Source organism: Mycobacterium sp., from assembly GCF_965277065.1.
In the GTDB taxonomy this organism is placed as follows: domain Bacteria; phylum Actinomycetota; class Actinomycetes; order Mycobacteriales; family Mycobacteriaceae; genus Mycobacterium.
The window spans coordinates 1-23,222 of sequence record NZ_CBDIBT010000013.1 but is presented as its reverse complement, the minus strand read 5'-3'; the positions used below and the strand labels follow the sequence as shown (position 1 = coordinate 23,222).

19 protein-coding genes, 1 other RNA gene and 1 pseudogene are annotated in these 23,222 nt (G+C 65.9%); 15 read left to right on the top strand and 6 right to left on the bottom strand.

The window, feature by feature from the left end; translation table 11 throughout:
- Nucleotides 1-17: 17 nt before the first annotated feature.
- Nucleotides 18-926: a DMT family transporter gene (locus tag ACQY5A_RS02135; protein ID WP_428338726.1), complete on the top strand. Its 909-nt coding sequence runs from the start codon at nt 18-20 to the stop codon at nt 924-926.
- Nucleotides 927-986: 60 nt separating this feature from the next.
- On the top strand, nt 987-1,745 hold the full coding sequence (locus ACQY5A_RS02130; protein WP_428338725.1) for an STAS domain-containing protein: 759 nt from the start codon (nt 987-989) through the stop codon (nt 1,743-1,745).
- A 6-nt stretch (nt 1,746-1,751) separates the two neighbouring features.
- Here the strand turns inward: ACQY5A_RS02130 and ACQY5A_RS02125 are convergent, their stop codons facing one another.
- The gene (locus ACQY5A_RS02125; RefSeq protein ID WP_428338724.1) at nt 1,752-2,468 is read right to left on the bottom strand and encodes a 2OG-Fe(II) oxygenase; all 717 of its coding nucleotides are present in this window, start codon (nt 2,466-2,468) and stop codon (nt 1,752-1,754) included.
- Between the two features lie 89 nt (nt 2,469-2,557).
- Between ACQY5A_RS02125 and ACQY5A_RS02120 the strand changes: the two genes are divergently transcribed.
- The 3 genes from ACQY5A_RS02120 to ACQY5A_RS02110 all read left to right on the top strand — a co-directional run bounded on the left by ACQY5A_RS02120 (nt 2,558) and on the right by ACQY5A_RS02110 (nt 5,358).
- Nucleotides 2,558-3,844, top strand: coding sequence for a DUF222 domain-containing protein (locus ACQY5A_RS02120; RefSeq protein ID WP_428338723.1), 1,287 nt, complete (start codon nt 2,558-2,560; stop codon nt 3,842-3,844).
- Between the two features lie 48 nt (nt 3,845-3,892).
- An RNA gene (gene rnpB, locus ACQY5A_RS02115) (RNase P RNA component class A) lies at nt 3,893-4,287 on the top strand.
- A gap of 90 nt (nt 4,288-4,377) precedes the next feature.
- Nucleotides 4,378-5,358: a redoxin domain-containing protein gene (locus ACQY5A_RS02110; protein ID WP_428338722.1), complete on the top strand. Its 981-nt coding sequence runs from the start codon at nt 4,378-4,380 to the stop codon at nt 5,356-5,358.
- On the opposite strand, the gene ACQY5A_RS02105 is transcribed toward ACQY5A_RS02110, so the two are convergent.
- Entirely contained in the window at nt 5,328-6,791 is a 1,464-nt protein-coding gene (locus ACQY5A_RS02105) for a CHAD domain-containing protein (RefSeq protein ID WP_428338721.1), read from the bottom strand. The two genes, ACQY5A_RS02110 and ACQY5A_RS02105, sit on opposite strands and share 31 nt — an antisense overlap.
- A 45-nt stretch (nt 6,792-6,836) precedes the next feature.
- On the bottom strand, nt 6,837-7,682 hold the full coding sequence (gene panB, locus ACQY5A_RS02100; RefSeq protein ID WP_428338720.1) for a 3-methyl-2-oxobutanoate hydroxymethyltransferase: 846 nt from the start codon (nt 7,680-7,682) through the stop codon (nt 6,837-6,839).
- 183 nt (nt 7,683-7,865) lie between these two features.
- On the opposite strand from panB, the gene ACQY5A_RS02095 reads away from it, so the two are divergent.
- The 8 genes from ACQY5A_RS02095 to ACQY5A_RS02060 all read left to right on the top strand — a co-directional run bounded on the left by ACQY5A_RS02095 (nt 7,866) and on the right by ACQY5A_RS02060 (nt 19,629).
- On the top strand, nt 7,866-9,257 hold the full coding sequence (locus ACQY5A_RS02095) for a WS/DGAT/MGAT family O-acyltransferase (RefSeq protein WP_428338719.1): 1,392 nt from the start codon (nt 7,866-7,868) through the stop codon (nt 9,255-9,257).
- Nucleotides 9,258-9,297: 40 nt separating this feature from the next.
- The gene (locus ACQY5A_RS02090) at nt 9,298-10,872 is read left to right on the top strand and encodes an alpha/beta hydrolase (protein ID WP_428338718.1); all 1,575 of its coding nucleotides are present in this window, start codon (nt 9,298-9,300) and stop codon (nt 10,870-10,872) included.
- A gap of 109 nt (nt 10,873-10,981) precedes the next feature.
- Complete coding sequence (locus ACQY5A_RS02085) at nt 10,982-12,526, top strand: alpha/beta hydrolase (RefSeq protein WP_428338717.1); 1,545 nt, start codon at nt 10,982-10,984, stop codon at nt 12,524-12,526.
- A 48-nt stretch (nt 12,527-12,574) separates the two neighbouring features.
- Entirely contained in the window at nt 12,575-13,912 is a 1,338-nt protein-coding gene (gene glnA, locus ACQY5A_RS02080; RefSeq protein ID WP_428338716.1) for a type I glutamate--ammonia ligase, read from the top strand.
- Nucleotides 13,913-13,971: 59 nt separating this feature from the next.
- Entirely contained in the window at nt 13,972-16,944 is a 2,973-nt protein-coding gene (locus ACQY5A_RS02075) for a bifunctional [glutamine synthetase] adenylyltransferase/[glutamine synthetase]-adenylyl-L-tyrosine phosphorylase (RefSeq protein ID WP_428338715.1), read from the top strand.
- A gap of 70 nt (nt 16,945-17,014) precedes the next feature.
- Nucleotides 17,015-17,626 carry a PaaI family thioesterase gene (locus ACQY5A_RS02070; RefSeq protein WP_428338714.1) on the top strand — a complete coding sequence of 204 codons (612 nt, stop codon included), beginning with the start codon at nt 17,015-17,017 and terminating at the stop codon, nt 17,624-17,626.
- Complete coding sequence (locus ACQY5A_RS02065) at nt 17,623-18,483, top strand: TIGR03619 family F420-dependent LLM class oxidoreductase (RefSeq protein ID WP_428338713.1); 861 nt, start codon at nt 17,623-17,625, stop codon at nt 18,481-18,483. Before ACQY5A_RS02070 ends, ACQY5A_RS02065 begins: the two co-directional genes overlap by 4 nt.
- 33 nt (nt 18,484-18,516) lie before the next feature.
- Complete coding sequence (locus tag ACQY5A_RS02060) at nt 18,517-19,629, top strand: epoxide hydrolase family protein (RefSeq protein ID WP_428338829.1); 1,113 nt, start codon at nt 18,517-18,519, stop codon at nt 19,627-19,629.
- A gap of 3 nt (nt 19,630-19,632) precedes the next feature.
- Here ACQY5A_RS02060 and ACQY5A_RS02055 read toward each other — a convergent pair whose 3' ends face one another.
- The 3 genes from ACQY5A_RS02055 to ACQY5A_RS02045 all read right to left on the bottom strand — a co-directional run bounded on the left by ACQY5A_RS02055 (nt 19,633) and on the right by ACQY5A_RS02045 (nt 22,082).
- Complete coding sequence (locus ACQY5A_RS02055) at nt 19,633-20,082, bottom strand: DoxX family protein (protein WP_428338712.1); 450 nt, start codon at nt 20,080-20,082, stop codon at nt 19,633-19,635.
- A gap of 16 nt (nt 20,083-20,098) precedes the next feature.
- Complete coding sequence (locus tag ACQY5A_RS02050) at nt 20,099-21,553, bottom strand: aldehyde dehydrogenase family protein (protein WP_428338711.1); 1,455 nt, start codon at nt 21,551-21,553, stop codon at nt 20,099-20,101.
- 100 nt (nt 21,554-21,653) lie between these two features.
- On the bottom strand, nt 21,654-22,082 hold the full coding sequence (locus ACQY5A_RS02045) for a MarR family winged helix-turn-helix transcriptional regulator (RefSeq protein WP_428338710.1): 429 nt from the start codon (nt 22,080-22,082) through the stop codon (nt 21,654-21,656).
- Between the two features lie 201 nt (nt 22,083-22,283).
- Here ACQY5A_RS02045 and ACQY5A_RS02040 point away from each other — a divergent pair, with 201 nt between their 5' ends.
- Both ACQY5A_RS02040 and ACQY5A_RS02035 read left to right on the top strand, forming a co-directional pair.
- On the top strand, nt 22,284-22,631 hold the full coding sequence (locus ACQY5A_RS02040) for a DUF732 domain-containing protein (protein ID WP_428338709.1): 348 nt from the start codon (nt 22,284-22,286) through the stop codon (nt 22,629-22,631).
- A 348-nt stretch (nt 22,632-22,979) separates the two neighbouring features.
- Nucleotides 22,980-23,222: pseudogene (locus ACQY5A_RS02035) on the top strand (hypothetical protein); the annotation flags it as partial.

Sequence of the window (23,222 nt, the reverse complement as noted above, 5' to 3'; positions counted from 1 at the left end):
CGGGTAGTTGGCCAACCGTGGAGTGGTTAGCGTCGCACGCCCTCGCGATCGGGTCAGCGTTGCTGGCTGCCCTGTTCGCCGCGGTGGGCATCGTCGTTCGGCAACGCGCGATCCAGACCGGCGCCGACGCTGCTGAGGACGCGGGCGCGATCGTGACGTCCTGGATTCGCCAGCCGTCGTGGTGGTTGGGCACGGTGGGGGCGATCGGCGGATACGTGTTCCAGGCGCTTGCGTTGGCGCACGGCTCGCTGCTGCTCGTCCAGCCGCTGCTGGTGTCGTCGCTGCTCTTCGTGCTGCCGCTGGGTGCACGGTTCTCCAAACAGCATGTGCGGGGGCGTGATTGGTGCTGGGCGCTGGTGTTGACGGCGGCGCTGACCGTCTTCGTTTTGGTGGGCCAGCCGCGCGAAGGCCATTACCGCGCGCCGGTGCCCGCGTGGAGTGTCGCATTGGGCACCTCGGTGCCGGTGGTGATCGTCTGCGTGCTGGTGGCGCGCCGCACGGTCGGTCGGCGCCGCGCCACGCTGCTGGCCGGCGCGGTCGCGGTGCTGCTCGGCATGGTCGCGGTGTTGACGAAGGTGAGTACGCACCGCCTCGCACTGCATGGTTGGCACGGGTTGTTGACGGTGCCGGCGCCGTATCTGCTGGTGGCCCTCGCGGTCACGGTAACTGTCTTGCAGCAGTCGGCATTTCATGCCGGTGCCTTACAGGCTTCCGTACCGATCATGTTGGTCGGCGAGCCGATCGTCGCGGTGCTGTTGGGTGTGGTGATACTCGGTGAGCATCTGGTGGTTCGCGGCGCCGGGACGGTGATCTTGGCGGTGGCCATCGGTGCGATGACGGCGGCGACGATCGCGCTAGGGCGTGACTCGGCGCCTCTCGGCCGGGCGGTCGAAACGTCCGAACATCCGGAAGTAGCTCGAAATTAAGCTGTGAGAAGCCTAAAATCACCAGCTCGGGGTGTCCTTGTGTCAAGAAAGCGGCGAAGGATGTTGACTAGCACCACTCACACGCGGGCTGAGGACACCGTCATTCGGCTGTCCGGCGTCCTGAACGTGCGCACCTACCTTCAGGTGCGCGACTTGCTCGTCAAGGTCGCGATCGACAAGTGCAACGCAGTGATCGTCGACATCAACGATCTCGAGGTGCGCGACGAGCAGAGCTGGGCGGTCTTCACCAGCGCCCGGTGGCACGTCCAGCAATGGCCGGAAGTCCCGATCGCGCTGGTATCGGGCGACCCTGGTGTCCGTACGCGCTTGCATGATCGGTTGGTAGCCCGCTACGTGCCGGTCTACGACACCGTGGCCGCCGCCAGCGACGCCATCGGCGGTGGACGGTGCCGCTACCGCCATCGGGCCCGCGAAGTGTTCGGCCGGTGCCCGTCCAGTGTTAATTTCGCGCTGCTCTTCGTGCACGACCACCTGGTGGCCTGGTCGATGTCGGACAAGATCCCGGTAGCCAGCACGGTGGTAACGGTTTTCGCCGAGAACGCGCTGAGTCACACCGAGGATGGATTCGATGTGCGCCTCGAGGGCAGCGCCGAAGAGGTCGTCATCGCGGTATCGGATTTCAGCACTGCGGCGGCGATTCGACGGGAGCGCCCGCGGGGAAGTTGCCCTGCGGGATTGGACATCGTCTCTGCGCTCTGCCATCGCTGGGGCAACGCCCCGACGTCCGTAGGCAAAACGGTGTGGGCCCGTATCGGCAGTAACGACACCTTCGCCGGCCTCACCGGACGACGGCTCTGAGTCGCTTTACGCGGCGTCGTGAAAGATCAGCCCGAGCGCGTAACGCTCGCCGGACCGCACCACGGACAGGCCGTGGCGTACCGCGGCCGCCGACCATCCGCGTGCGGATGAGACAGGCCGGTCGCGGGTGGTGAACAGGTAGCCGTGGCCCTGCGGCAATTGTGTTGCGGTACCACGTGACTGGGCCCGCGCGCGTTGTTCGACAAGAATGAACTCGCCGCCGCTGAACTCGGTGGCGGGGTCGCTCAGGTTGATCACCACCTGAAGTGGAAACACCAAGTCGCCGTAAAGGTCTCGATGCAGGGCGTTCCAGTCGTCGGTTTCGTATCTGAGCACCAGCGCCGTCGACTTCGTCTGGCCGGCGGCATGGCAGATGTCCAGCCACTCGTCCAGCGTGTCGGGCCAGGGTGCGTCACGGCCCAACTTGGCCCACCAATCCCGGGCGATCGGCAACAGCCGCGGATACAGCGCCTGCTTGAGCTGCTCGATCGGCCCTGGGTAGGGGGCGTGGAAATAGCGGTACCTACCGGAGCCGTAGCGACGGGGACCCATGTCGACGGTGGAGCGGAACAGATCGTCGTCGGTGAAGAGCTTGCGCAGCCGCCGGGCCTCGGTGGGCGTCAACAGGCTGGGCAGCAGCGCGCCGCCGACGTCGCTGACGGTGGCGGCGATGGTGGCCCAGTCACCCGCGTCGACGCGCTGTGACCATCGATTCGGCGGCATCGGTGCCGGTCTCCCTTCGTTGCTTTGTAGACGATAGGACTGCCGTGAATGTGAGATCAATGTCGGAGGTCTCAGCTACTATCGAATGCATGTTCGAATCATTCGCGGTGATCGATCCGTCGTACTCGGAATCAGCCCTGGTCGAGCGAATTGCCGAGTTGGAGCGGATCAAATGCGCCGCGGCGGCCGGTCAGGCTCGGGCGGCGGCTGCGCTGGATGCCGCCCGGCGCGCTGCCGAGGCGGCGGCTGGAATGCCGACTGCACGGCGGGGGCGCGGAATCGCCAGTGAGATCGCGCTGGCCCGGCGGGATTCGCCGGCACGGGGCAACCGGCACCTGGGTTTTGCCAAAGCCTTGGTGCACGAGATGCCACACACAATGGCTGCCCTGGAGACCGGAGTATTGACGGAATGGCGGGCCACACTGATCGTGCGCGAGAGTGCATGTCTCGAGGTCAAGGACCGACGAACGCTGGATGCCGAATTATGTTCTGACAGAAGCAGTCTGGAAGGAGTGGGGGACGCCCGGCTGGCTGCTGCGGCAAAAGCGATCGCCTACCGGCTCGACCCGCACGCGGTGGTTGACCGGGCCGCGAAGGCGGAAACCGAGCGCACGGTGAGCATCCGACCCGCACCTGACACCATGACGTATCTGACCGCTTTGTTGCCGGTGGCGCAGGGAGTTTCGGTGTACGCGGCGCTGCGACGGGCGGCCGACTCCTGTGCTGACGGACGCTCCCGGGGCCAGGTCATGGCCGATGTGTTGGTTGAGCGAGTCACCGGCCGGAGCGCGGCAGCGGCGACGCCGATCGCGGTCAACCTGGTGTTGTCCGATGAAACCCTGCTGGGCGGGTCCAATGCGCCCGCCGACATCAGCGGTTACGGTCCGGTCCCGGCGGCGGTCGCGCGCGAATTGGTCTCGCGCGCGGTCGGTGACGAGCGGTCGCGGGCCACATTGCGCCGACTCTTTGCGCGTCCGGCCTCTGGGGCCCTCGTGGCCATGGAGTCCAGAGCCCGGCTGTTTCCTCGCGGGCTGGCGGCCTTCGTCAGGTTCCGGGATCAGCGCTGCCGCACGCCATACTGCGATGCGCCGATCCGCCATCTCGACCATGCCCGGCCGCGGGCGGCCGGGGGGCCGACCGACGCGGACAACGGGCTCGGACTGTGCGAACGCTGTAATTACGTCAAAGAGGTCGCCGGCTGGGTCGTCAGAACGAAAGTCGACGGAACAGCCCGGCACGCAGCGGAATTCACCACCCCCACCGGGAAGGCTTACCGTTCGGGAGCACCGCCGCTACCGGGACCACGGATGCGGATGGACATCAGCGAAATGGAAGTCGCCGTCGAAATAGCGCTATCCGGCCTCCATGCCGCATAACTGGCCGTTGGCCTGCGCATTCCGCAACGAGTACGGTATTAGCGCGGACGAGTTGGCTGGGCGGCCGCGGCTCGGGCTCTGGTAGCGCCGAGTCGAGGAAAGTCCGGACTTCACAGAGCAGGGTGATTGCTAACGGCAATCCGAGGCGACTCGCGGGAAAGTGCCACAGAAAACAAACCGCCACCCTCGCGGTGGCAAGGGTGAAACGGTGCGGTAAGAGCGCACCAGCATTCCGGGTGACCGGAGTGGCTAGGCAAACCCCACCCGAAGCAAGGTCAAAAAGGCCGCACCACGGTGCGGTCGCGCAGGTGCCCGAGGGCTGCTCGCCCGAGCCTGCGGGTAGACCGCTCGAGGCACCCGGCAACGGTGTGCCCAGATGGATGGTCGCCGCCGTGTTACCTGGTAACGCGGAACAGAATCCGGCTTACAGGCCAACTCGCCCGCCCTGCCCCTGTGACAGTTTAGGTGTGCGGCGGAGGCCGAATTATCTGCAGTCGTGCGTGCGCGGAGCTTCTCCGCGTTACTCTTTGCCGATGATCGCGGGCGAGCGGGCGCCTGACTTCACCCTGTACGACCACACCGGTCGGCCTCGGACACTGTCCGCGTTCCTTGCCGACGGGCCGGTGGTGTTGTTTTTCTTCCCGATCGCGTCCTCACCGATCTGCACCGCCCAGGCGTGTCATTTCCGGAACCTCAGCGATGAATTCGCCCAGGTGGGTGCCCAGCGGGTCGGCATCAGCACCGACACCGTCGACAAGCAGGCCCATTTCGCCCGACAGCGCTCGTTCGACTACCCGCTGCTTTCCGACGCGGACGGTGTGGTGTCCGAGTTGTTCGGGGTCCGCCGGGGCAGGCTCGCCACGCTGCGTGGATCCGCTGTCGAGCGTGAGACGGGCCGGCGTGGTCGGCACACTCGGCGCCGTGGGCTGCTGGCCCGGATCTGGCCGGTCCGGCGGACCACATTCGTGATCGACACCGACCGCACCATTCTCCGGGTCGTCGCCAGCGAGGTGCGCGCATCGGTGCACGCTGACCAGGCGTTGTGGTTCCTGAAAAACCGCTCGGTGCCGCATGGTCCGCCACCGGAGGACATCGACGAGTCGAGCGGCGACTGGTTCACCGCACCGGAGACTGCCGACGAGCCGAGCCTGGTTCGGCCCTACACGTTGACGGCAGGCGGCGGCTCCGTTGTCGATCTGGCACTCGAGGCGCCGATCGAAGCGCTTGACACCACAGTGAAGCCGCCGCGCTGGCGGAGAAATGACGTGCGGGGACAGATCCTGACGTCGTGCGTGAACAACCCGTCGGTCGCGGAGATCGCCTCTCGTCTGTCGTTGCCGCTCGGTGCGACGCGTTTTCTGGTCGACGACCTGGCGGCACAGGGCTATTTGCGGGTGCACGCTCCGCTGGGTGATGCGATGACCATCGATGAAAGACGTGAACTGATCAGCAGGACCCTGCGCGGCTTACGAGCACTTTCGGCTCAGCCCGACAGCTTGCGCACTGCCTTGTAGAGCTTGCTGAGCTTCGGCTCGAGTTGTCGACGGCTCTCGACCGCTGCGTTGGCTTCGCGCTGGTAGAGCAGCCCGTAGGTGAAGGTGTCCTCGCCCGCGGCGTGCGCCTGCTGTGCTTGTTGCACCAGGTGCTCACGGCTGACCACGCTGTCCTGATGGTCACCGAGCAACGACTGGAGTTTCTTCGCGCGCTTGGACACCTTCTCCGCGCCGGTCGCATCCGCAGTGTAACGAAGTCGCTTCGCGCGCTTACGGATTCGGTGGATCGCATCGTCGCGGTCGTCCGCGCCACGAGCCTCCCGCGCGGCTTTCGCCGCCTTGCGGACCCTCTTGCCGGCGGCGGCGACGGCCGCCGGTGCGGGCTCGCCACCGGTGGTTGGCGTTTTAGCGGACACCGCATCCAACACGTCGAGCAGGCGGAAGTAACGCGGTAAGCGCATGGCGGCCAACGCATGTCGGAGTCCGATGCGGTAATGCTGATCAGCGCCGTCGACCAGACGCTCCCGCACGGGGCCGCGGACCAGCTCCGGCGGTAGGTCGTCGAGAGCGTTGCGGTAGCGCTCGGCCAGTACCTCGGCGTCGCGGGCGACTCCCAGCACATTGCCCAGCTCGCGCAGTTCGCCGACGACTGGCGCATCGTCGGCGAGTCCGAACGAATCCGGTGACGACTGCAGCAGGCTGCGGATCTTGCGGGCGCTCACCCGCATCTGGTGGACCGCGTCGTCGGCGTCGGCGCGCACCGCGCGATCCCACGCCAGCAGTTCACCGATCTGTTCAGCCAGCGCCCGATGCAGCGGGTCGGCCGGTAGGTCCGTCGGCGACGTGTCGAGCACTCGCGCCAGCTTGGAGCCATGGCCCGCCGGTTTCGCCCCCGCGTCCAGCAGACGGCCGCAGGCCCGGTCCATCAGCTCGGCGTCCGCGCCGTCATTCACGAGCTCGAGTTCCCACTCCCGCCAACGCTGTTCGGCCTCATCACCACCGGCACCCCGACCCGCGATGACCTGATCGTCGCAAAACTCGGCGACGACGGAGTCATCGGCGCCGTGCAGCAGCTGTACCTGCCGAGTGGTGCTGATTCGCGCCACCGGGCTGACCGGACGATCGCGCACGATGGCCAGCACCACGTCCAGCAGTTCGGCCGGAGGGTCGCTGCCGTCCAGTGGTGCTCGCACCTCCGTGCGGGCGTCCGAGCCTGCCGGCAACTTCAGATGCCAGCCCGCGTCGAGGCCACCGGTGCGCCGGCGCAACGTGATTCGGTGAACGGCCAGATCACGCTCGGCCGTATCGAAGTACACGGCGTCCAGAGACTGCGTCTCCGCGCATTCGACGCGGGCAATCCCTTCGAGACCATCGAATGACGGCGGCTGCGTGGACGCATCGACGTCGAACTTGCGCTCGACCTCGAGGTGAGGCGATGCGCCGTCAGCGGACATTGCCCTCCTAGCGTGCCACGTCGCGCGTACCGCCAAACGAGAGGTTCAGAAACTGTGCTCGTCGTCGGGGAATGTTCCCGATGCGACCTCGTCCGCGTACTGCGTTGCCGCGCGGTGCAATTCACCGCCGACATCGCCGAATCTCTTTACGAACTTGGCGGTCTTGCCGCTAGTGAGACCAGCCATGTCCTGCCAGACCAGCACCTGCGCGTCGCAGTTGCGGCCCGCGCCGATCCCGACTGTGGGGATGGTCAACTTGCCGGTGATCTGGGTGGCCAGCTCGGCGGGCACCATCTCCATCACCACGGCGAACGCGCCGGCCTCGGCGACGGCGATCGCATCGTGGATGGTTTGCTCGGCGGCATCCCCGCGGCCCTGCACCCGGAAGCCGCCCAGGGTGTTGACACTCTGGGGGGTGAAGCCGATGTGGGCCATCACCGGAATGCCGGCGGCCGAGAGAGCGGCAACCTGCGGGGCGACCCGCTCGCCACCCTCCAACTTCACCGCGTGCGCACCGGCTTCCTTCATGAAGCGGATCGCGGCGTCGAGTGCGGCCGCGGGGCCGGCCTCGTAGCTGCCGAACGGCAGGTCCGCGATAACCAGCGCATGCGGTGCCCCGCGCACGACGCCACGCACCAGGGGAATCAGCTCGTCGATCGAGACCGGCACCGTGGTGTCGTAGCCGTAGACGACGTTGGCCGCAGAATCGCCGACCAACAGCACGGGTATTCCGGCGTCGTCGAAGACTCGGGCGGTGGAGTAGTCGTAGGCCGTCAGCATCGACCACTTCTGGCCCTCGGCCTTCATTTTCTGCAGGTGATGAATGCGGGTCTTGGTCCGCGGCTCGGCGTGCGAAGAAGAGAGGGCGCCATAAACAGTCTGTTCAGACATCATTGTCCCTAGTGGTGGTCGGTTCGATCCTCGAGGCCCGTCGGGGTCCCCGGGTTCGTCTGACCCGACCAGTGTGCCACTTCAGGTCGCTCATGTGGACAGCAACCCCAGTGGATTTCCTCACACCGTGGCCCATCGGGCGATTCCGGTACCGCCTACCGGCGGCGGACATACCATCGGCGCATGCAGCGCCTCAGCGGCCTCGACGCCAGCTTCTTGTACCTCGAAACTCCAACACAGCCATTGCATGTCTGCTCGATCCTGGAGCTCGACACGTCGACGATGCCGGGCGGCTACACCTTCCACAGCCTGCGCGACGAACTGGCGCTGCGCATCAAGGCGATGCCGCAGTTCCGCGAAAAGCTGGCCGACAGCGCCTTCAATCTGGACCATCCGGTGTGGGTCGACGACAACAACTTTGACGTGGCCCGGCATCTGCACCGGATCGGCCTGCCGCCGCCGGGCGGGCGCACCGAGCTGGCCGAGATCTGCGGGCACATCGCCTCGTTGCCACTGGACCGCACCCGTCCGCTGTGGGAGATGTGGGTGATCGAGGGCGTGGCGGGCACCGACGCGCAACACGGCGGTCGCCTGGCCGTGATGACCAAGGTGCACCACGCTGCCGTGGACGGCGTGACCGGCGCCAATCTGATGTCCCAGCTCTGCAGCACCGAGGCGGACGCACCCGCCCCGGACCCGGTCGAGGGCGTCGGCGGTGCCAACGACTTCGAGATCGCGGTCACCGGTGCACTCAAATTCGCCGCGCGCCCGGTGCGTTTCGCCAACGCGCTGACCGACACTGCATCGTCGGTGGTCAAGACGGTATTGCGGGCACGCAGCGGCCAGACGATGGCACCGCCGTTTGCGGCTCCGCGCACGGCGTTCAACGACAGCATCACCGCCCACCGCAACGTCTCCTTCGCGCAGTTGGACCTCGAGGACATCAAGAAGGTCAAGGATCATTTCGGCGTGAAGGTCAACGATGTGGTGATGGCGCTGGTGTCCGGTGTGCTGAGGCAATTCCTGCTCGACCGCGGCGAACTGCCGGAGTCGCCGCTGATTGCGATGGTGCCGGTGTCCGTGCACAACAAATCGGATCGGCCTGGGCGCAACCAGGTTTCGGGCATGTTCTCCAGCCTGCAGACCCACATCGCCGACCCGGTGGAACGGATCAAAGCCATCGCTGACGCGAATTCGGTTGCCAAACAACACAGCTCGGCGATCAAAGCCACGCTTCTGCAGGACTGGTCACAGTTCGCCGCGCCCGCGGTGTTCGGCATCGCGATGCGGGCCTACGCCCGCACCAGCCTCACCAAACGCATACCGGTGCACAACTTGGTGATCTCCAACGTCCCGGGCCCGCAGCAGCCGCTGTATTTCCTGGGCAATGAGGTCAAGGCCATGTACCCGCTGGGGCCGATCTTCGAGGGCTCGGGGCTGAATATCACCGTGATGTCGCTGACGGGCAAACTCGACGTTGGGATCATCGCCTGCCCGGAGCTGTTGCCGGACGTGTGGGAACTGGCCGACGACTTCGCGGTAGGCATGGAAGAACTGCTGCTCGCGACACGGTAGACGCCCCGGCGACCCGGGCACCCCGCCGACGCATGGCAGCATGTGTGGCATGGGGACCCCTCGCGGCGGCAAGTTCGCGCGCACGATGCTGCTCTGGACCGTCATGGCGGTTATCGCGGCGACAGTGGCCAGCTGCACTCAGGTCGTCAGAGGGCGTGCGGTGCTGGCCGGTCCTAGAGTCGGCCAGCCGGTGGAGTGGGGACCGTGCCGTGTCGCCGGAGATGGCGACGTGCCGGCGAAGCTGCCCAGCGGCGTGCAGTGCGGCAAGCTCGCCGTGCCCGTCGACTACCGGCACCGCAGCGGCGACGCGACAACGCTCGGGCTCGTTCGCTTCCCCGCGACCCGGGACAAGATCGGCTCGTTGATCATCAACCCCGGCGGCCCGGGGGAGTCGGGTATCGAGGCTGCCGTGGGACTGGTGCAGTCGTTGCCGCCGCAGATCCGGGAGCGGTTCGACCTCGTCGGGTTCGATCCGCGCGGGGTGGCGACGTCGCGGCCGGCGATCTGGTGCAACTCCGACGCGGACAACGATCGGCTACGCACCGAAACGCAGGTCGACTACAGCCCCACCGGCGTGGCGCACATCGAGGACGAGACCAAGGAATATGTCGCCCGCTGCGTGACCAAGATGGGCAAGAAATTCCTGGCGAACGTCGGAACCGACAATGTGGCGCGCGATCTGGACGCCATCCGCGAAGCGTTGGGTGACAGCAAGCTGACGTTCCTGGGCTACTCCTACGGCACCCGGATCGGCGCCGCCTATGCCGAGGCTTTCCCGACGAACATCCGGGCGATGATCCTCGACGGTGCGATCGACCCCAACGCCGATCCGGTCGAGTCAGATCTACGGCAGGCCAAAGGCTTTCAGGATGCATTCAATGGTTACGCCAAAGATTGCGCCAAGTCGCCGACCTGCCCGCTGGGCACCGACCCGGCCAAAGCCGTCGACGTGTACCACGATCTGGTCTATCCGCTCGTCGACAAGAACAACCCCACGCGCAGTAAGCCGGCGCGCACCAGAGATCCCCGCGGACTGAGCTACAGCGACGCGATCATCGGTACCATCATGGCGCTGTATTCGCCGACCTTCTGGCACCACTTGACCAGCGGTTTGACCGAGCTGTCCCACCATCGGGGCGACGTGATGCTCGAGTTGGCCGACCTCTACATGCGCCGCGACAAGCGCGGCCGCTACACCAACTCCACTGACGCCCGGGTCGCGGTCAACTGTGTCGACCAGCCACCGGTCAAGGACCGGGCCAAGGTCATCGACGAGGACCGCCGCTCGCGCGAAGTCGCGCCGTTCATGAACTACGGCAAGTTCACCGGCGACGCCCCGCTGGGCACGTGCGCATTCTGGCCGGTGCCGCCGACCAGCAAGCCGCACTCCATCTCCGCGTCCAACCTGACCCCGACGCTGGTGGTGTCGACTACCCACGACCCGGCGACGCCGTATCAAGCGGGCGTCGACTTGGCGAATCAGCTCAAGGGTGGACTGCTGACGTTCGACGGCACCCAGCACACGGTGGTCTTCCAGGGCAACTCCTGCATCGACGACTACGCGACGGCCTACCTGCTCGCCGGGACGGTGCCGTCCAAAGGGGCCAAGTGCTAGCTCCGGCATGGCCCGGGCACGAATCGTCAATCCGCGCAGCGAATAACGAGACCAAGGTGTGACCAATGGGATCACGGCCTGTGGCCGACGCATGCAACGATTAGCCCCCATGTGGCGCATGAGGGTGGTGGTGTCTGCGCTGTTGTCTGTGTCGCTGACGGCGACGGCAGCCGGCGCCTGGACACCGGTGACGAACGCGGCCCCGGGCTATGACACCGGGCCGACACCGGCTGCGCCGCAGCCGGCGTCGACACCACTGCACTGGGGAAGCTGCGGTCAGGTCATCAAAAGCCCCGGCGACCTTCCCAGTGCGCAATGCGGAACCGTCGCGGTACCGGTCGACTACGCGAATCCCGCTGGCGCGCAAGTACAACTCGCGGTGATCCGGGTGCCGGCGACCGGCCCGCGGATCGGAGCGCTGCTGATCAACCCGGGCGGTCCAGGGGCATCGGCGGTCGACATGGTCGCCGCGATGGGTCCTGAACTCGCGGCCTCCGAAGTCAGCCGTCGCTTCGATCTGGTCGGCTTCGACCCGCGCGGCGTCGGCCACTCCACACCCGGCGTGCGCTGTCAGACCGATGCCGAGTTCGACGCCTACCGTCGCGAGCCGATGGTCGACTACAGCCCGGAGGGTGTGGCGCACATCGAACAGGTCTACCGTCAGATCGCTCAGCGGTGCGTCGCCCGGAACGGATCGGCGTTTCTGGAGAACGTCGGAACCGCGTCGGCCGCCCGCGACATGGACACGGTGCGCCAGGCACTCGGCGATGACCAGATCAACTACCTCGGCTACAGCTACGGCACCGAACTGGGGACCGCCTACATCGAGAAGTTCGGCGACCACGTCCGGGCGATGGTGCTCGACGGTGCGATCGACCCGAGCATCGGCCCGATCGACGAGTTGATCAACCAGGAGCAAGGGTTCCAAACGGCGTTCAACGACTACGCCGCGGACTGCGCCCAATCGGCCGACTGCCCGCTGGGGACCGACCCGAATCAGTGGGTCGGTCGCTACCACCAGTTGATCGATCCGCTGGTGACCAAACCTGCGCCGACCTCAGAAGGACGCAGCCTCGGCTACGCCGACGCCACCACCGGCACCATCAACGCGCTCTACACCCCGCAGTTCTGGAAATTCCTCACCAGCGGCCTGTTGGGTCTGCGGCGCGGTGCCGATCCCGGCGACCTGTTGACATTGGCCGACGAGTACTACGGACGGGACTCCAAGGGTCACTACAACAGCTCGCAGGATGCGTTCAATGCGATCCGCTGCGTCGATGCCCCCGAGCCGACGGACCCGGCCGCGTGGGCTGACGCCGATCGGCACATTCGCCAGGTCGCACCGTTCACGTCCTACGGGCAATACACCGGACATGCGCCGCGTGACCTGTGCGCGCTGTGGCCCGTTCCCGCGTCGTCAACCCCGCATCCCGCGGCGCCGGTGGCCCCGGGCAAGGTCGTCGTCGTCTCCACCACGCACGACCCGGCCACGCCGTATCAAGCCGGTGTCGATCTGGCCCGCCAACTCGGGGCCGACCTGATCACCTTCGAGGGCACCCAACACACGGTGACCTTCAACGGAAATGACTGTGTCGACGGCGCTGTGACCCGTTACTTGGTCGACGGCGTCGCGCCTGGAAACTTACGGTGTTAAGCAGCGCCGGTAACACAAATTTAACGGTACGTGCATACTCTTCCAGGTATGGATCGACAAAAGGAATTCGTGCTTCGCACGCTGGAGGAACGGGACATCCGATTCGTCCGGTTGTGGTTCACCGATGTGCTCGGTTTCCTCAAATCTGTCGCGATCGCGCCCGCTGAGCTCGAGGGCGCGTTCGAAGAAGGCATCGGCTTCGACGGGTCATCGATCGAAGGCTTCGCCCGGGTTTCGGAGTCCGACACCGTCGCCCATCCGGACCCGTCGACGTTCCAGGTGCTGCCCTGGACCACCCGCACCGGCCACCATCACTCTGCGCGGATGTTCTGCGACATCAAGATGCCCGACGGCTCGCCGTCGTGGGCCGACCCCCGCCACGTGCTGCGCCGTCAGCTAGGCAAGGCCAACGATCTGGGCTTCTCCTGCTACGTGCATCCCGAAATCGAGTTCTTCCTGCTGGAATCCGGCCCCGAAGACGGATCGGTGCCCATTCCGGCCGACAACGCCGGCTACTTCGATCAGGCCGTGCACACCGCCTCCAACTTCCGCCGGCACGCCATCGACGCGCTGGAATCCATGGGCATCTCGGTGGAGTTCAGCCACCACGAAGGCGCGCCCGGCCAGCAGGAGATCGACCTGCGTTTCGCCGACGCGCTCTCGATGGCCGACAACGTGATGACGTTCCGCTACCTCATCAAAGAGGTCGCGCTAAACGAGGGGTCGCGGGCGACGTTCATGCCCAAGCCATTTGGCCAATACCCCGGCTCGGCCATGCACACCCACATGAGCCTGTTCGAGGGCGAGGTGAATGCTTTCCACAGCCCGGACGACCCGCTGCAACTCTCCGACGTCGCCAAGTCGTTCATCGCCGGGATCCTCGAGCACGCCAGCGAGATCAGCGCCGTCACCAACCAGTGGGTCAACTCCTACAAGCGGTTGGTGCTCGGCGGCGAAGCGCCCACCGCGGCGTCGTGGGGCGCGGCCAACCGTTCAGCGCTGGTGCGTATCCCGATGTACAGCCCGAACAAGACCTCGTCGCGACGCATCGAGGTACGCAGCCCCGACTCTGCCTGCAACCCGTATCTGGCGTTCGCCGTACTGCTGGCAGCCGGGCTCCGCGGAGTGGAGAAGGGCTACGTCCTTGGTCCCCAGGCCGAAGACAATGTCTGGAATCTCACCCCCACCGAACGCCGCGCCATGGGTTACCGCGAATTGCCGTCCAGCCTCGACGAGGCGCTGCGGGCGATGGAGGGCTCTGAGCTCGTCGCGGAGGCGCTCGGCGAGCATGTCTTCGACTTCTTCCTGCGCAACAAACGCACTGAGTGGGCGAACTATCGCCGCCACGTCACGCCTTTCGAGCTGAAGACCTACATCTCGCTTTGATTGGTACCGGTGGTTAGGACGCAGGCAGATCGAAAGACATCTGCGCTACCGTCAGTGAGGTGAACCAGCCAGTGACGGAACGGCGTAAGGTCCCCGGCCTCGGTCGCCTCGGACTGGTCGACGACCGCGCCGGCGCCAACTTGGCGCAGCTTGGCTGGAACAACGAAGAGCACATCGAGGTGCTGTGGTCGCTGTCGCGGGCACCCGACGCCGATGCCGCCCTGTCCGCGACGGTCCGGCTGGCCGATGCGCTCGGCGACGCGTGGGGTGAGCTCAACAAAGCACTGGCCTCCGACCGCTGCCTACGCGGCCGGCTGTTCGGCGTGCTCGGGTCGTCGCTGGCGCTGGGCGATCACCTGGTCGCCAATCCGCAGGCGTGGCATCTGTTGCAAGGCAACGTGAAGCTGCCGTCGACCGAACAACTGCGCGCGATGTTCGCCGAGTGCGTCGCCGAACCCCCAACTGCCTCGGGATCGGTGGTGTGGCGGCTGCGTGCGCTGTACCGAAACCGCTTGCTCGTGCTGGCCGCGATGGATTTGGCGCCGATCGTCGAAAACGAGCCGGTGCTGAACTTCCCGGAAGTGGGCGCGCACCTGGCCGATCTGGCCGACGCCGCGTTGGGGGCCGTGCTGTCGGTCGCCGAGACCGTCGTCTGCCGAGACGAGACGCCGCCGCGGCTGGGTATCATCGCGATGGGCAAATGCGGTGCGCGCGAACTGAATTACGTCAGCGATGTCGACGTGATCTTCGTGGCCGAGCCGGCCGATCCGGTGTCCGCGCGGATCGCCGGCGAGGTGATGCGGCTGGCTTCGGACGCCTTTTTCCAGGTGGACGCCGGACTGCGTCCGGAGGGTCGTCACGGCGAACTCGTCCGCACTCTGGAATCGCACATCGCCTATTACCAGCAGTGGGCGAAGACCTGGGAATTTCAGGCGCTGCTGAAGGCGCGACCGGCCGCCGGAGACGCCGAACTGGGCAAGCAGTACATCGAGACGATCATGCCGATGGTGTGGAATGCCTGCGAGCGTGCGGATTTCGTGCCGGAAGTCCAGGCCATGCGGCGACGCGTGGAGCAGCTGGTGCCCGCCGACGTCCGAAGCCGCGAACTCAAGCTCGGCAGTGGCGGCCTACGTGATGTCGAGTTCGCGGTACAGCTCTTGCAGCTCGTGCACGGTCGCACCGACGAGGCGTTGCACGTGGCGTCGACGGTCGACGCGCTGGCGGCCTTGGGGGCCGGCGGCTACGTCGGCCGCGACGACACGGCGAATCTGACCGCTTCGTACGAGTTCCTTCGGTTGCTGGAACATCGACTGCAATTGCAACGCCTCAAGCGCACCCACATGCTGCCGGCGTCGGACGACGAAGAGGCGCTGCGCTGGCTGGCGCGGGCAGCTCACGTGCGACCCGACGGCAGCCGCGACAGGCTGGGCGTGCTGCGTGACGAGCTGAAGCGCCACCACATGAGGGTGTCGCGGTTGCACGCGAAGTTGTTTTATCAACCATTGCTGGAATCGCTTGCGCCAGAGGGCTTGGAGTTCTCGCAGGGGATGACGCCGGCGGCAGCGGAACGGCAGCTGTCCGCTCTGGGCTACGAATCTCCGCACAGCGCGCTGACCCACCTCGGCGCCTTGATCAACCAGAGTGGCCGGCGCGGCCGGGTGCAATCGGTGCTGTTGCCGCGGCTGCTGGATTGGCTTTCCGACACCCCTGATCCCGATGGCGGGCTGCTGGCCTACCGACGGCTCAGCGAGGTGATGATCTCGCAGCGCTGGTATCTGTCCACGCTGCGCGACAAGCCGTCGGTGGCCAAGCGATTGATGCATGTGCTGGGGACCTCGGCCTATGTGCCGGAGCTGCTGATGCGCGCACCGGAGGTGGTCCAGAACTACAGCGACGGGCCGTCGGGGCCCAAGCTGCTCGAGGCCGAGCCCGGCGCGGTGGCCGGGGCGCTGGTGGCCTCGGCAGGCCGGCAGACCGACCCGGTTCGTGCGATTGCGATCGCGCGCTCGCTGCGACGCCGTGAATTGGCTCGCATCGCGTCGGCCGACCTGCTGGGCATGCTCGACGTCACCGATGTGTGCGCGGCGCTGACCGAGGTGTGGGTCGCGGTGCTGCAGGCCGCGCTGAACGCGGTGATGCGGGCCAACCTGCCCCAGAGTGGCGACGCCCCGGCCGCGATCGCCGTCATCGGGATGGGCCGGCTCGGCGGTCGCGAGCTGGGCTACGGCTCCGACGCCGATGTGCTGTTCGTCTGCGAGCCCGCTGAAGGCGTGCAGGATTCGGATGCGGTGCGCTGGGCCGTGACGGTGGCCGAGCAGATCCGTGCGCTGCTGGGCACGCCTAGCGCTGACCCGCCGCTGGAAGTTGACGCCAATCTGCGCCCGGAGGGCCGCAGCGGCCCGCTAGTCCGCACGCTCGCGTCCTACGCGGCGTACTACGAGCAGTGGGCTCAGCCGTGGGAGATCCAGGCGTTGCTGCGCGCCGATGCGGTCGGTGGCGACGAGGAGCTGGGCCGACGATTTCTGCACATGGCCGACAAGACCCGTTACCCGTCCGGTGGGGTGTCCGCCCAAGCGGTCCTCGAGATCCGGCGGATGAAGGCCCGCGTCGACTCCGAGCGTCTTCCGCGCGGCGCTGACCCCACCACCCACACCAAGCTGGGTCGCGGGGGACTGGCCGACATCGAATGGACCGTGCAGCTGCTGCAGCTGCGTTTCGCCAGTGAGATCGAGGCGCTCCACAACACCACGACGCTGGAGAGCCTGGATGCGGCCGCCGACGCCGGACTGATCACCTCCGAGGACGCGGACCTGCTCCGTGAGGCGTGGCTGACCGCGACCCGGGCCCGCAACGCTCTGGTGCTCGTCCGGGGCAAGCCCACCGATCAGCTACCCGGACCCGGACGCCTGCTCAACACCGTCGCGGTCGCCGCCGGCTGGGCCAAGAATGGCGACGGCGGCGAATTCCTGGACAATTACCTGCGGGTCACCCGGCGCGCAAAAGCGGTCGTGCACAAGATTTTCGACGAATGAGTCGGCCCCGGCCGCGGTATGTCGTATGCCTCGGTGTTAGTAAAGAGGCGTGATACTCCCCTATGAGGTGATGAGCGCCGACGAATATGATCGCCTCGCGGCGATCTACGGCCCGCTGACCGAGGACGTGCGTGAACTGATCGAGGTGGCGCTGCGGAGCGAAGCTGAGCCCGAGGCCATCGAGGCCGCCCGGTCGGAGATCCGGTCCGCGACCGCCGTGCTACGTAGCCGGCAACGTGACGAGGTTCGGGTAGTGCGCCACGCGGTCGGGGGACGGCCGGTGGTGTGGGGCAACGCGGTCATCGGCTTGCGCAACGCGATCGCGCCGCCATTGACCATCCAGCACGACGATGACGCCTCGCACTGCTGGAGCGAGTTCACGCTCAACGCTGCCTACGAAGGTCCGCCGGGCTGGGTGCACGGTGGCGTGTGCGCGCTGGTGCTCGATCATGTGCTCGGCGAGGCCGCCAGCGCGGGCCTGACCAAACCGCTGTTCACCGGTACCCTCACGCTGCGGTTCGTCCGCGGCACTCCGTTGGGCAGGCTTCGCGCCGAAGCCGCTGTCGAGCGCACCGAGGGCGTCAAATCCTTTGTCTCCGGCCATCTTTCCGATGCCGACGGCGTCACGGTCGAAGCCGAGGGAATCTTCATCACCCCGTCGTGGGCGCGGGCCGCCGAATGAAGTTCTACGTCAGCAGTGCATTTCTCGATACTCGGGAGATCGTCGAGGTCGCCAGAGTGGCCGACGACCTCGGCTACGACGGCATGGCGATTCCCGATCACATCGTCAACCTCGAGACGTTGAGCACCCCGTACCCGTACACCGAGGACGGCCAGCGGCGCTGGCAGCCGTTCACCGAATGGCCCGACCCGTGGGTTCTGGTCGGCGCGCTGGCGCAAGTGACGACTCGGCTGCGGTTCGTCACCACGGTCTACATTCCGGCGATGCGCAATCCGTATTCGGCGGCCAAAGCCATTGGTACCGCGGCATATCTGGCCGACGGCCGCGTCGAGATGGGTATCGGCGTCGGCTGGTGTGAAGAAGAGTTTGACCTGATGGAGCAGCCCTTCGTCAAGCGGGGCAAACGCACCGACGAAATGCTCGACCTGATGCGGACGCTCTGGTTGCCCGACTGGACAGAGTTCGACGGCGAGTTCTATCAGACACCGCGGCTGGAAATGCAGCCCACGCCGCCGCGGATACCGATCTATGTCGGGGGGCTCAGCGACATCGCGCTGCGTCGCGCAGCCCGATACGACGGCTGGATCGGCGACCTGATCAACACCGAGCAGGCGACCGCGGCCGCCGACCGGATTCGCCAGTTTCGGGCCGAAAAAGGTTTGAACATGGATGATTTCACGATCCTCACGCCGCTGACCGACGCTCTCACCACCGCTCACTACCAGCGCGCGGAGGACGCCGGCATCACCGGGATTCTGACCATGCCGTGGATGTTTTACTCCGGGCCAGACGCGACGCTGTCGCAGAAGGTCGACGGCATGAAACGGTTCCGTGAGGACCTCGCCCTCGACACTTGATCGCCTGCCTGCATGATGAAGGCTATGTCGGAAATCAGGCCGTATCGCATCGACGTTCCCGCCGCTGTTCTCGATGATCTGCAGGAGCGCTTGACGCGCACCCGGTGGCCGGAGTCCGAGACCGTTGACGACTGGACCCAAGGCATCCCGTTGGCGTACACCAAAGAGCTGGCCGCGTACTGGGCCGACGGTTACGACTGGCGCGCGCGGGAAGCCGCATTGAACACATTCGATCAGTACCAGACCGAAATCGACGGGCTGGACCTCCATTTCATCCATCAGCGGTCGCCGCACGAGGACGCGCTGCCGTTGGTGTTGACGCACGGCTGGCCGGGATCGGTGGTCGAGTTTCACAAAGTGATCGAGCCGCTGGTCAACCCGCCGTCGGGGCGGGCCGAGGACGCCTTCCACGTCATCTGCCCGTCGCTGCCCGGCTACGGTTTCTCAGGCAAGCCGACCGGCACCGGCTGGGGTGTGGAAAAGATCGCCGAGGCCTGGGAGACGCTTGCGGGCCGGCTCGGTTACGACCGTTACGGCGCCCAGGGCGGCGACTGGGGTGCCGCGGTGACGACCCAGATCGGCCGCAACGGCGGACATTGCGTGGGTATCCACCTGAATATGCCGATCGCCAAGCCGGTATCCGGTGGCGAATTCTCCGAGGACGACCAGCTGGCCCTGGCTGCTTACGTCGAGCACCGGAAGTGGGGCACCGGCTACTCCAAGCAACAATCCACCCGGCCACAGACGCTGGGTTACGGGCTGGTCGACTCCCCGGTGGGTCAACTGGCGTGGGTCGTTGAGAAGTTCTGGGCTTGGGCCGACTGCGACGGCCACCCCGAAAAGGTGTTCAGCCGTGACGAATTGCTCGACAACGTGATGATGTACTGGGTTACGGGAAGCGGCGCCTCGTCGGCAAAGCTGTACTGGGAGAGCTTCAATAAGTTTGTCAGCGATGGCCGGGTGGCGCTGCCCACCGGGGTGGCCTCGTTCCCGAAGGAAATCTTGCGAACCCCGCGAAGCTGGTGCGAGGAGGCCTACAACATCACGCACTGGACGACGATGCCGCGCGGCGGGCACTTTGCTGCATTCGAGCAGCCGGAGTTGTTTGTCGACGACGTTCGCACGTTCTTCGCGACGGTGCGTTAAAACCTAGCGCCGCAATCGACTTCGGCGGGTCAAACCGCCTCGACGCTTGGGCCACTGCCCACGCCGGCTATCCACGGCGTACAGGCCGGGACCGGCGAAGACCAGCAACAGGAAGGCGAAGCAGTACATCACCGACGCCTCGCCGTGGTTGTTGATCGGGAAGAAGCCGTTCGGAAGGTGGACGGTGAAATACGCGAACGCCATCTCGCCCGAGGCCAGGAACGCGGCGGGCCGGGTGAACAGCCCCACGGTGATCAGCGCGCCGGTGACCAGCTCGATCCAGCCGGCGTAGAAATCCGGCCACTGTCCAACGGGCGCAACATGACCCGCCGCCGGCCAGCCAATGACCGAGCACAAACCGTGGCTGAGGAACAGCAGCCCGAAGATCACCCGAAACACCGACAAGGCAGTCGGCCAGTACGAGTTCAGCCGGGCCTCGAGATTTTGCGCCATGCGCAGACGATACGGCTTACAGCTGAGCCCAGACCGACTTTGACTTCAAGTAGATGTCAAGGCCTTCCTTGCCGAACTCGTGTCCCCAGCCGGACTGCTTGAAGCCGCCGAACGGCACATCGGGGTCGAAGACCAACTGGCAGTTGATCTGCACGCTGCCGGCCTTCAAGCGCTTCACTATGCGGTGCGCCCGGCCGACGTTTTCGGTGTAGACGGTGGCGGCCAGGCCGTAGGTCGTGTCGTTGGCCAGCGCCACGGCCTCGTCTTCGTCGTCGAAGGGCAGGATGCTCACCACCGGCCCGAAGATCTCCTCCTGGAATAGCCGCATCGCCGGGTCGACGTTGGTGAGCACCGTCGGGTGCACGAAGAAGCCCTTGCGATCCAGTCGGTGGCCACCGGTGACCACTTCGACGCCGTCGCTGCGGCCCTCGTCGATGAAGCCCATGACGCGGGTGAGTTGCTTCTGGCTGATCAGCGGGCCGCTCATGCAGCCCTCTTCAGCGGGAGCCCCGAGTTTGAACGTATTCGCCATCATCGCAATGCCTTCCACGACGCGGTCGTACACGCCGCGCTGCGCGAAGATCCGCGACCCGCACACGCAGCCCTGGCCGGAGTGCACGAAGATGCCGATGGAGGCCCGGAATATGGCGTTGTCCAGGTTCGCGTCGTCGAAGATCAGTACCGGCGACTTGCCGCCGAGTTCAAGTGTGACCTTCTTCAGGTTGTCGGCCGACGCCCGCACGATCGCTTTGCCGACCTCGGTGGATCCGGTGAAGGCCACCTTCTCTACGTCGGGGTGCGCGGTGATCGCTGCGCCGGCGGTGTGTCCGTATCCGGTCAGCAGGTTCACGACGCCCTCGGGAACCCCCGCCTCGTGAACCAGCCGGTCGAGCAGAAGAGCCGAAAGTGGCGTCTCCTCAGCCGGTTTGACCAGCAGGCTGCCGCCGGCGGCAAGCGCGGGCGCGAGTTTGGCAGCGGCGTTGAAGATCGGGCCGTTCCACGGGAAGATCAGCCCCACCACGCCGTAGGGCTCTTTGAGGGTGTAAGCGTGCATGTCGACGTAGCTGTCGCCGGCGATCCCGTCGGTCTTCACGTCGTACGCGGTGCCGTTGATCTTCGAACACCAGCCCGCGTAGTAGCGGAAGAACTCCGAAACCGTCGACATCTGCAGCGTTGCCTGCATCAGCGGCATGCCGGTGTTGAGCGAGTCGAGCTCGGCGAACTCTTGGGCATGTTGATCGATCAGATCCGCGATGCGCCAGATGACTTTGGCCCGCTCACGCCCCGGCAACGCGGACCAGACGCCAGATTCAAAAGACGCCTTCGCGGTCGCGACGGCGTCGTTGACGGCATCTTCACCGCAGTCGGTGAATTCGGTGATCGTTTCTTCGGTCGCGGGATCGATGACGGCGATGACGTCACCCGAGCCGGGTCGCTTACGGATGTCGTCTAAAACCGCCTGCAGCGCCATCTGATCCCTTCCATACCGTGCGCATCGAATGCTGAGCACCTGCTTAGCATCGCAGACGATACTCGGTCAAGATAAGTCGGTACCAGGGCTCAGGAAGGGCTCAAGCGTCGAGCGCTTTGGTGAGCAGCGCCGTGAGTCGCTTCTGCTCAGGGCTGTTCAGCCGATCGGTCAGCGGCTGGATCCGGTCGCCGACGGCGCCGGTGATCTCGGGTACCAACTCGCGAGCCGACTCCGTCAGCGTGACGCGGACCGAGCGGCCGTCGTGCGGGTCGGCGATTCGCCTGACCAGCCCACGGGCCGCCGCGCGGTCGATCAGCCCGCTGATCGTGGAGCGCTCCAGGCCGGTGTGGTTCGCCAAGTCCGCCATCGTGGGCTCGCGATCGCGCAGGATGTCCAGCACCCGCAGCTGGGTCAGCGACAGGTCATGCTCTGCGGCGACTTCGGTGAGGACGGCCATCAGCGCAAAAGACATCTGCGCCAACGCATCTCGCAGCTCATCGAGACGGCCCGCACGGTCAACGGAAGGCATCGCCGATGACGCTATCAAATAGATGGTAATGCGAACTAGATGCCGGCCAACGCGAGTCGGGGCTCCCTCGAAGCACTGGTCGCCGGTCGCAGCGCTCCGACAAAAGCTTTTTCCAAGATTTCACTGTTGTACATGTGTTTACGGGCCTGAACTCGCACACTGAGGGGATCATCGCTGCCGACAACGAAGGACGCGCATCACATGACCTCACCTCGCTGGCTGGCCAGACTCACCATTCCGATGCTCGCCGGTGCTGCCGTTATTGCCAGCGTCGCGACTGCGAATGCCGATCCTCGGGATGACGGATACCTCGATCAACTGCGTGGCGCCGGCCTCACCTGGCCGCCGGGCCACGAGGAGGCGCTCGTCGGAACGGCCTATCTCATCTGTGACGATCTCGGGTGGGGTTGGACGCCACAACACATCGCCAACAGCATCCACGCCAACTTGGACCAGGATGGCATCGGCGTGGGCGACGTCGGGTCCATGGTGAACATCGCGCGTGCGGTCTACTGCCCCAACCAGCGGTGCTGGGCCGCTCACTGCTAAATCTCGCTCGAATCTCCTGAGTACGCCGCAGTAGAGCGGCAACGCTGAACTATCAGATAGCTCAGCGTTGCCGCTTTTCTCGCTGGCCGTGGCCGGGTCGCGCCGCAACGCGCCCGGCGACCTGTCACGCCTGCGTGCCCGGAGTGGCCGGCGCGAAGGGCCAAGCCGCCGCCGTCTGAATCCCGTGCGCCACGAATGTGTTCGCGCCGAGCCCGTTGAGCCGTCGCGAAACCACCGCGCAGCGGACAGAAACACCCCACCGATCACACAGTCAGCCTTAAGTCCACATGTCTAATATATGAACGAGAGTGGGCTTTAAGATTAACAAAAAGTGAACAGAGGTTGATCGTGATCGGAAAAGTGCTTGTCGGCGCCGTTGGTGCCGTCATCTCCTTCGGGTTGGCCGCGCCCGCCGTCGCCGACCCGGCCACGACGGTCGGCGCCGCCCAGCCATCGCAACCCGGTACACCGCAGGACTTCTTGGGCGCCGCCCGTGTGGCGGGCGTGACCGGAACTGATCCGGCGATGCTGGCCGACGGCTACGACGTGTGCTGGCAGCTGTGGAATCAGCACGCCCAAGGTGTTCAGGTG

Bases quoted from the DNA above. Each gene is read 5' to 3' on its own strand.
- ACQY5A_RS02130 (WP_428338725.1), top strand. From the start codon at position 987: ATGTTGACTAGCACCACTCACACGCGGGCTGAGGACACCGTCATTCGG.
- ACQY5A_RS02125 (WP_428338724.1), bottom strand. From the start codon at position 2,468: ATGCCGCCGAATCGATGGTCACAGCGCGTCGACGCGGGTGACTGGGCC.
- ACQY5A_RS02120 (WP_428338723.1), top strand. From the start codon at position 2,558: ATGTTCGAATCATTCGCGGTGATCGATCCGTCGTACTCGGAATCAGCC.
- ACQY5A_RS02110 (WP_428338722.1), top strand. From the start codon at position 4,378: ATGATCGCGGGCGAGCGGGCGCCTGACTTCACCCTGTACGACCACACC.
- ACQY5A_RS02105 (WP_428338721.1), bottom strand. From the start codon at position 6,791: ATGTCCGCTGACGGCGCATCGCCTCACCTCGAGGTCGAGCGCAAGTTC.
- panB (WP_428338720.1), bottom strand. From the start codon at position 7,682: ATGTCTGAACAGACTGTTTATGGCGCCCTCTCTTCTTCGCACGCCGAG.
- ACQY5A_RS02095 (WP_428338719.1), top strand. From the start codon at position 7,866: ATGCAGCGCCTCAGCGGCCTCGACGCCAGCTTCTTGTACCTCGAAACT.
- ACQY5A_RS02090 (WP_428338718.1), top strand. From the start codon at position 9,298: ATGTGTGGCATGGGGACCCCTCGCGGCGGCAAGTTCGCGCGCACGATG.
- ACQY5A_RS02085 (WP_428338717.1), top strand. From the start codon at position 10,982: ATGTGGCGCATGAGGGTGGTGGTGTCTGCGCTGTTGTCTGTGTCGCTG.
- glnA (WP_428338716.1), top strand. From the start codon at position 12,575: ATGGATCGACAAAAGGAATTCGTGCTTCGCACGCTGGAGGAACGGGAC.
- ACQY5A_RS02070 (WP_428338714.1), top strand. From the start codon at position 17,015: ATGAGCGCCGACGAATATGATCGCCTCGCGGCGATCTACGGCCCGCTG.
- ACQY5A_RS02065 (WP_428338713.1), top strand. From the start codon at position 17,623: ATGAAGTTCTACGTCAGCAGTGCATTTCTCGATACTCGGGAGATCGTC.
- ACQY5A_RS02055 (WP_428338712.1), bottom strand. From the start codon at position 20,082: ATGGCGCAAAATCTCGAGGCCCGGCTGAACTCGTACTGGCCGACTGCC.
- ACQY5A_RS02050 (WP_428338711.1), bottom strand. From the start codon at position 21,553: ATGGCGCTGCAGGCGGTTTTAGACGACATCCGTAAGCGACCCGGCTCG.
- ACQY5A_RS02045 (WP_428338710.1), bottom strand. From the start codon at position 22,082: ATGCCTTCCGTTGACCGTGCGGGCCGTCTCGATGAGCTGCGAGATGCG.
- ACQY5A_RS02040 (WP_428338709.1), top strand. From the start codon at position 22,284: ATGACCTCACCTCGCTGGCTGGCCAGACTCACCATTCCGATGCTCGCC.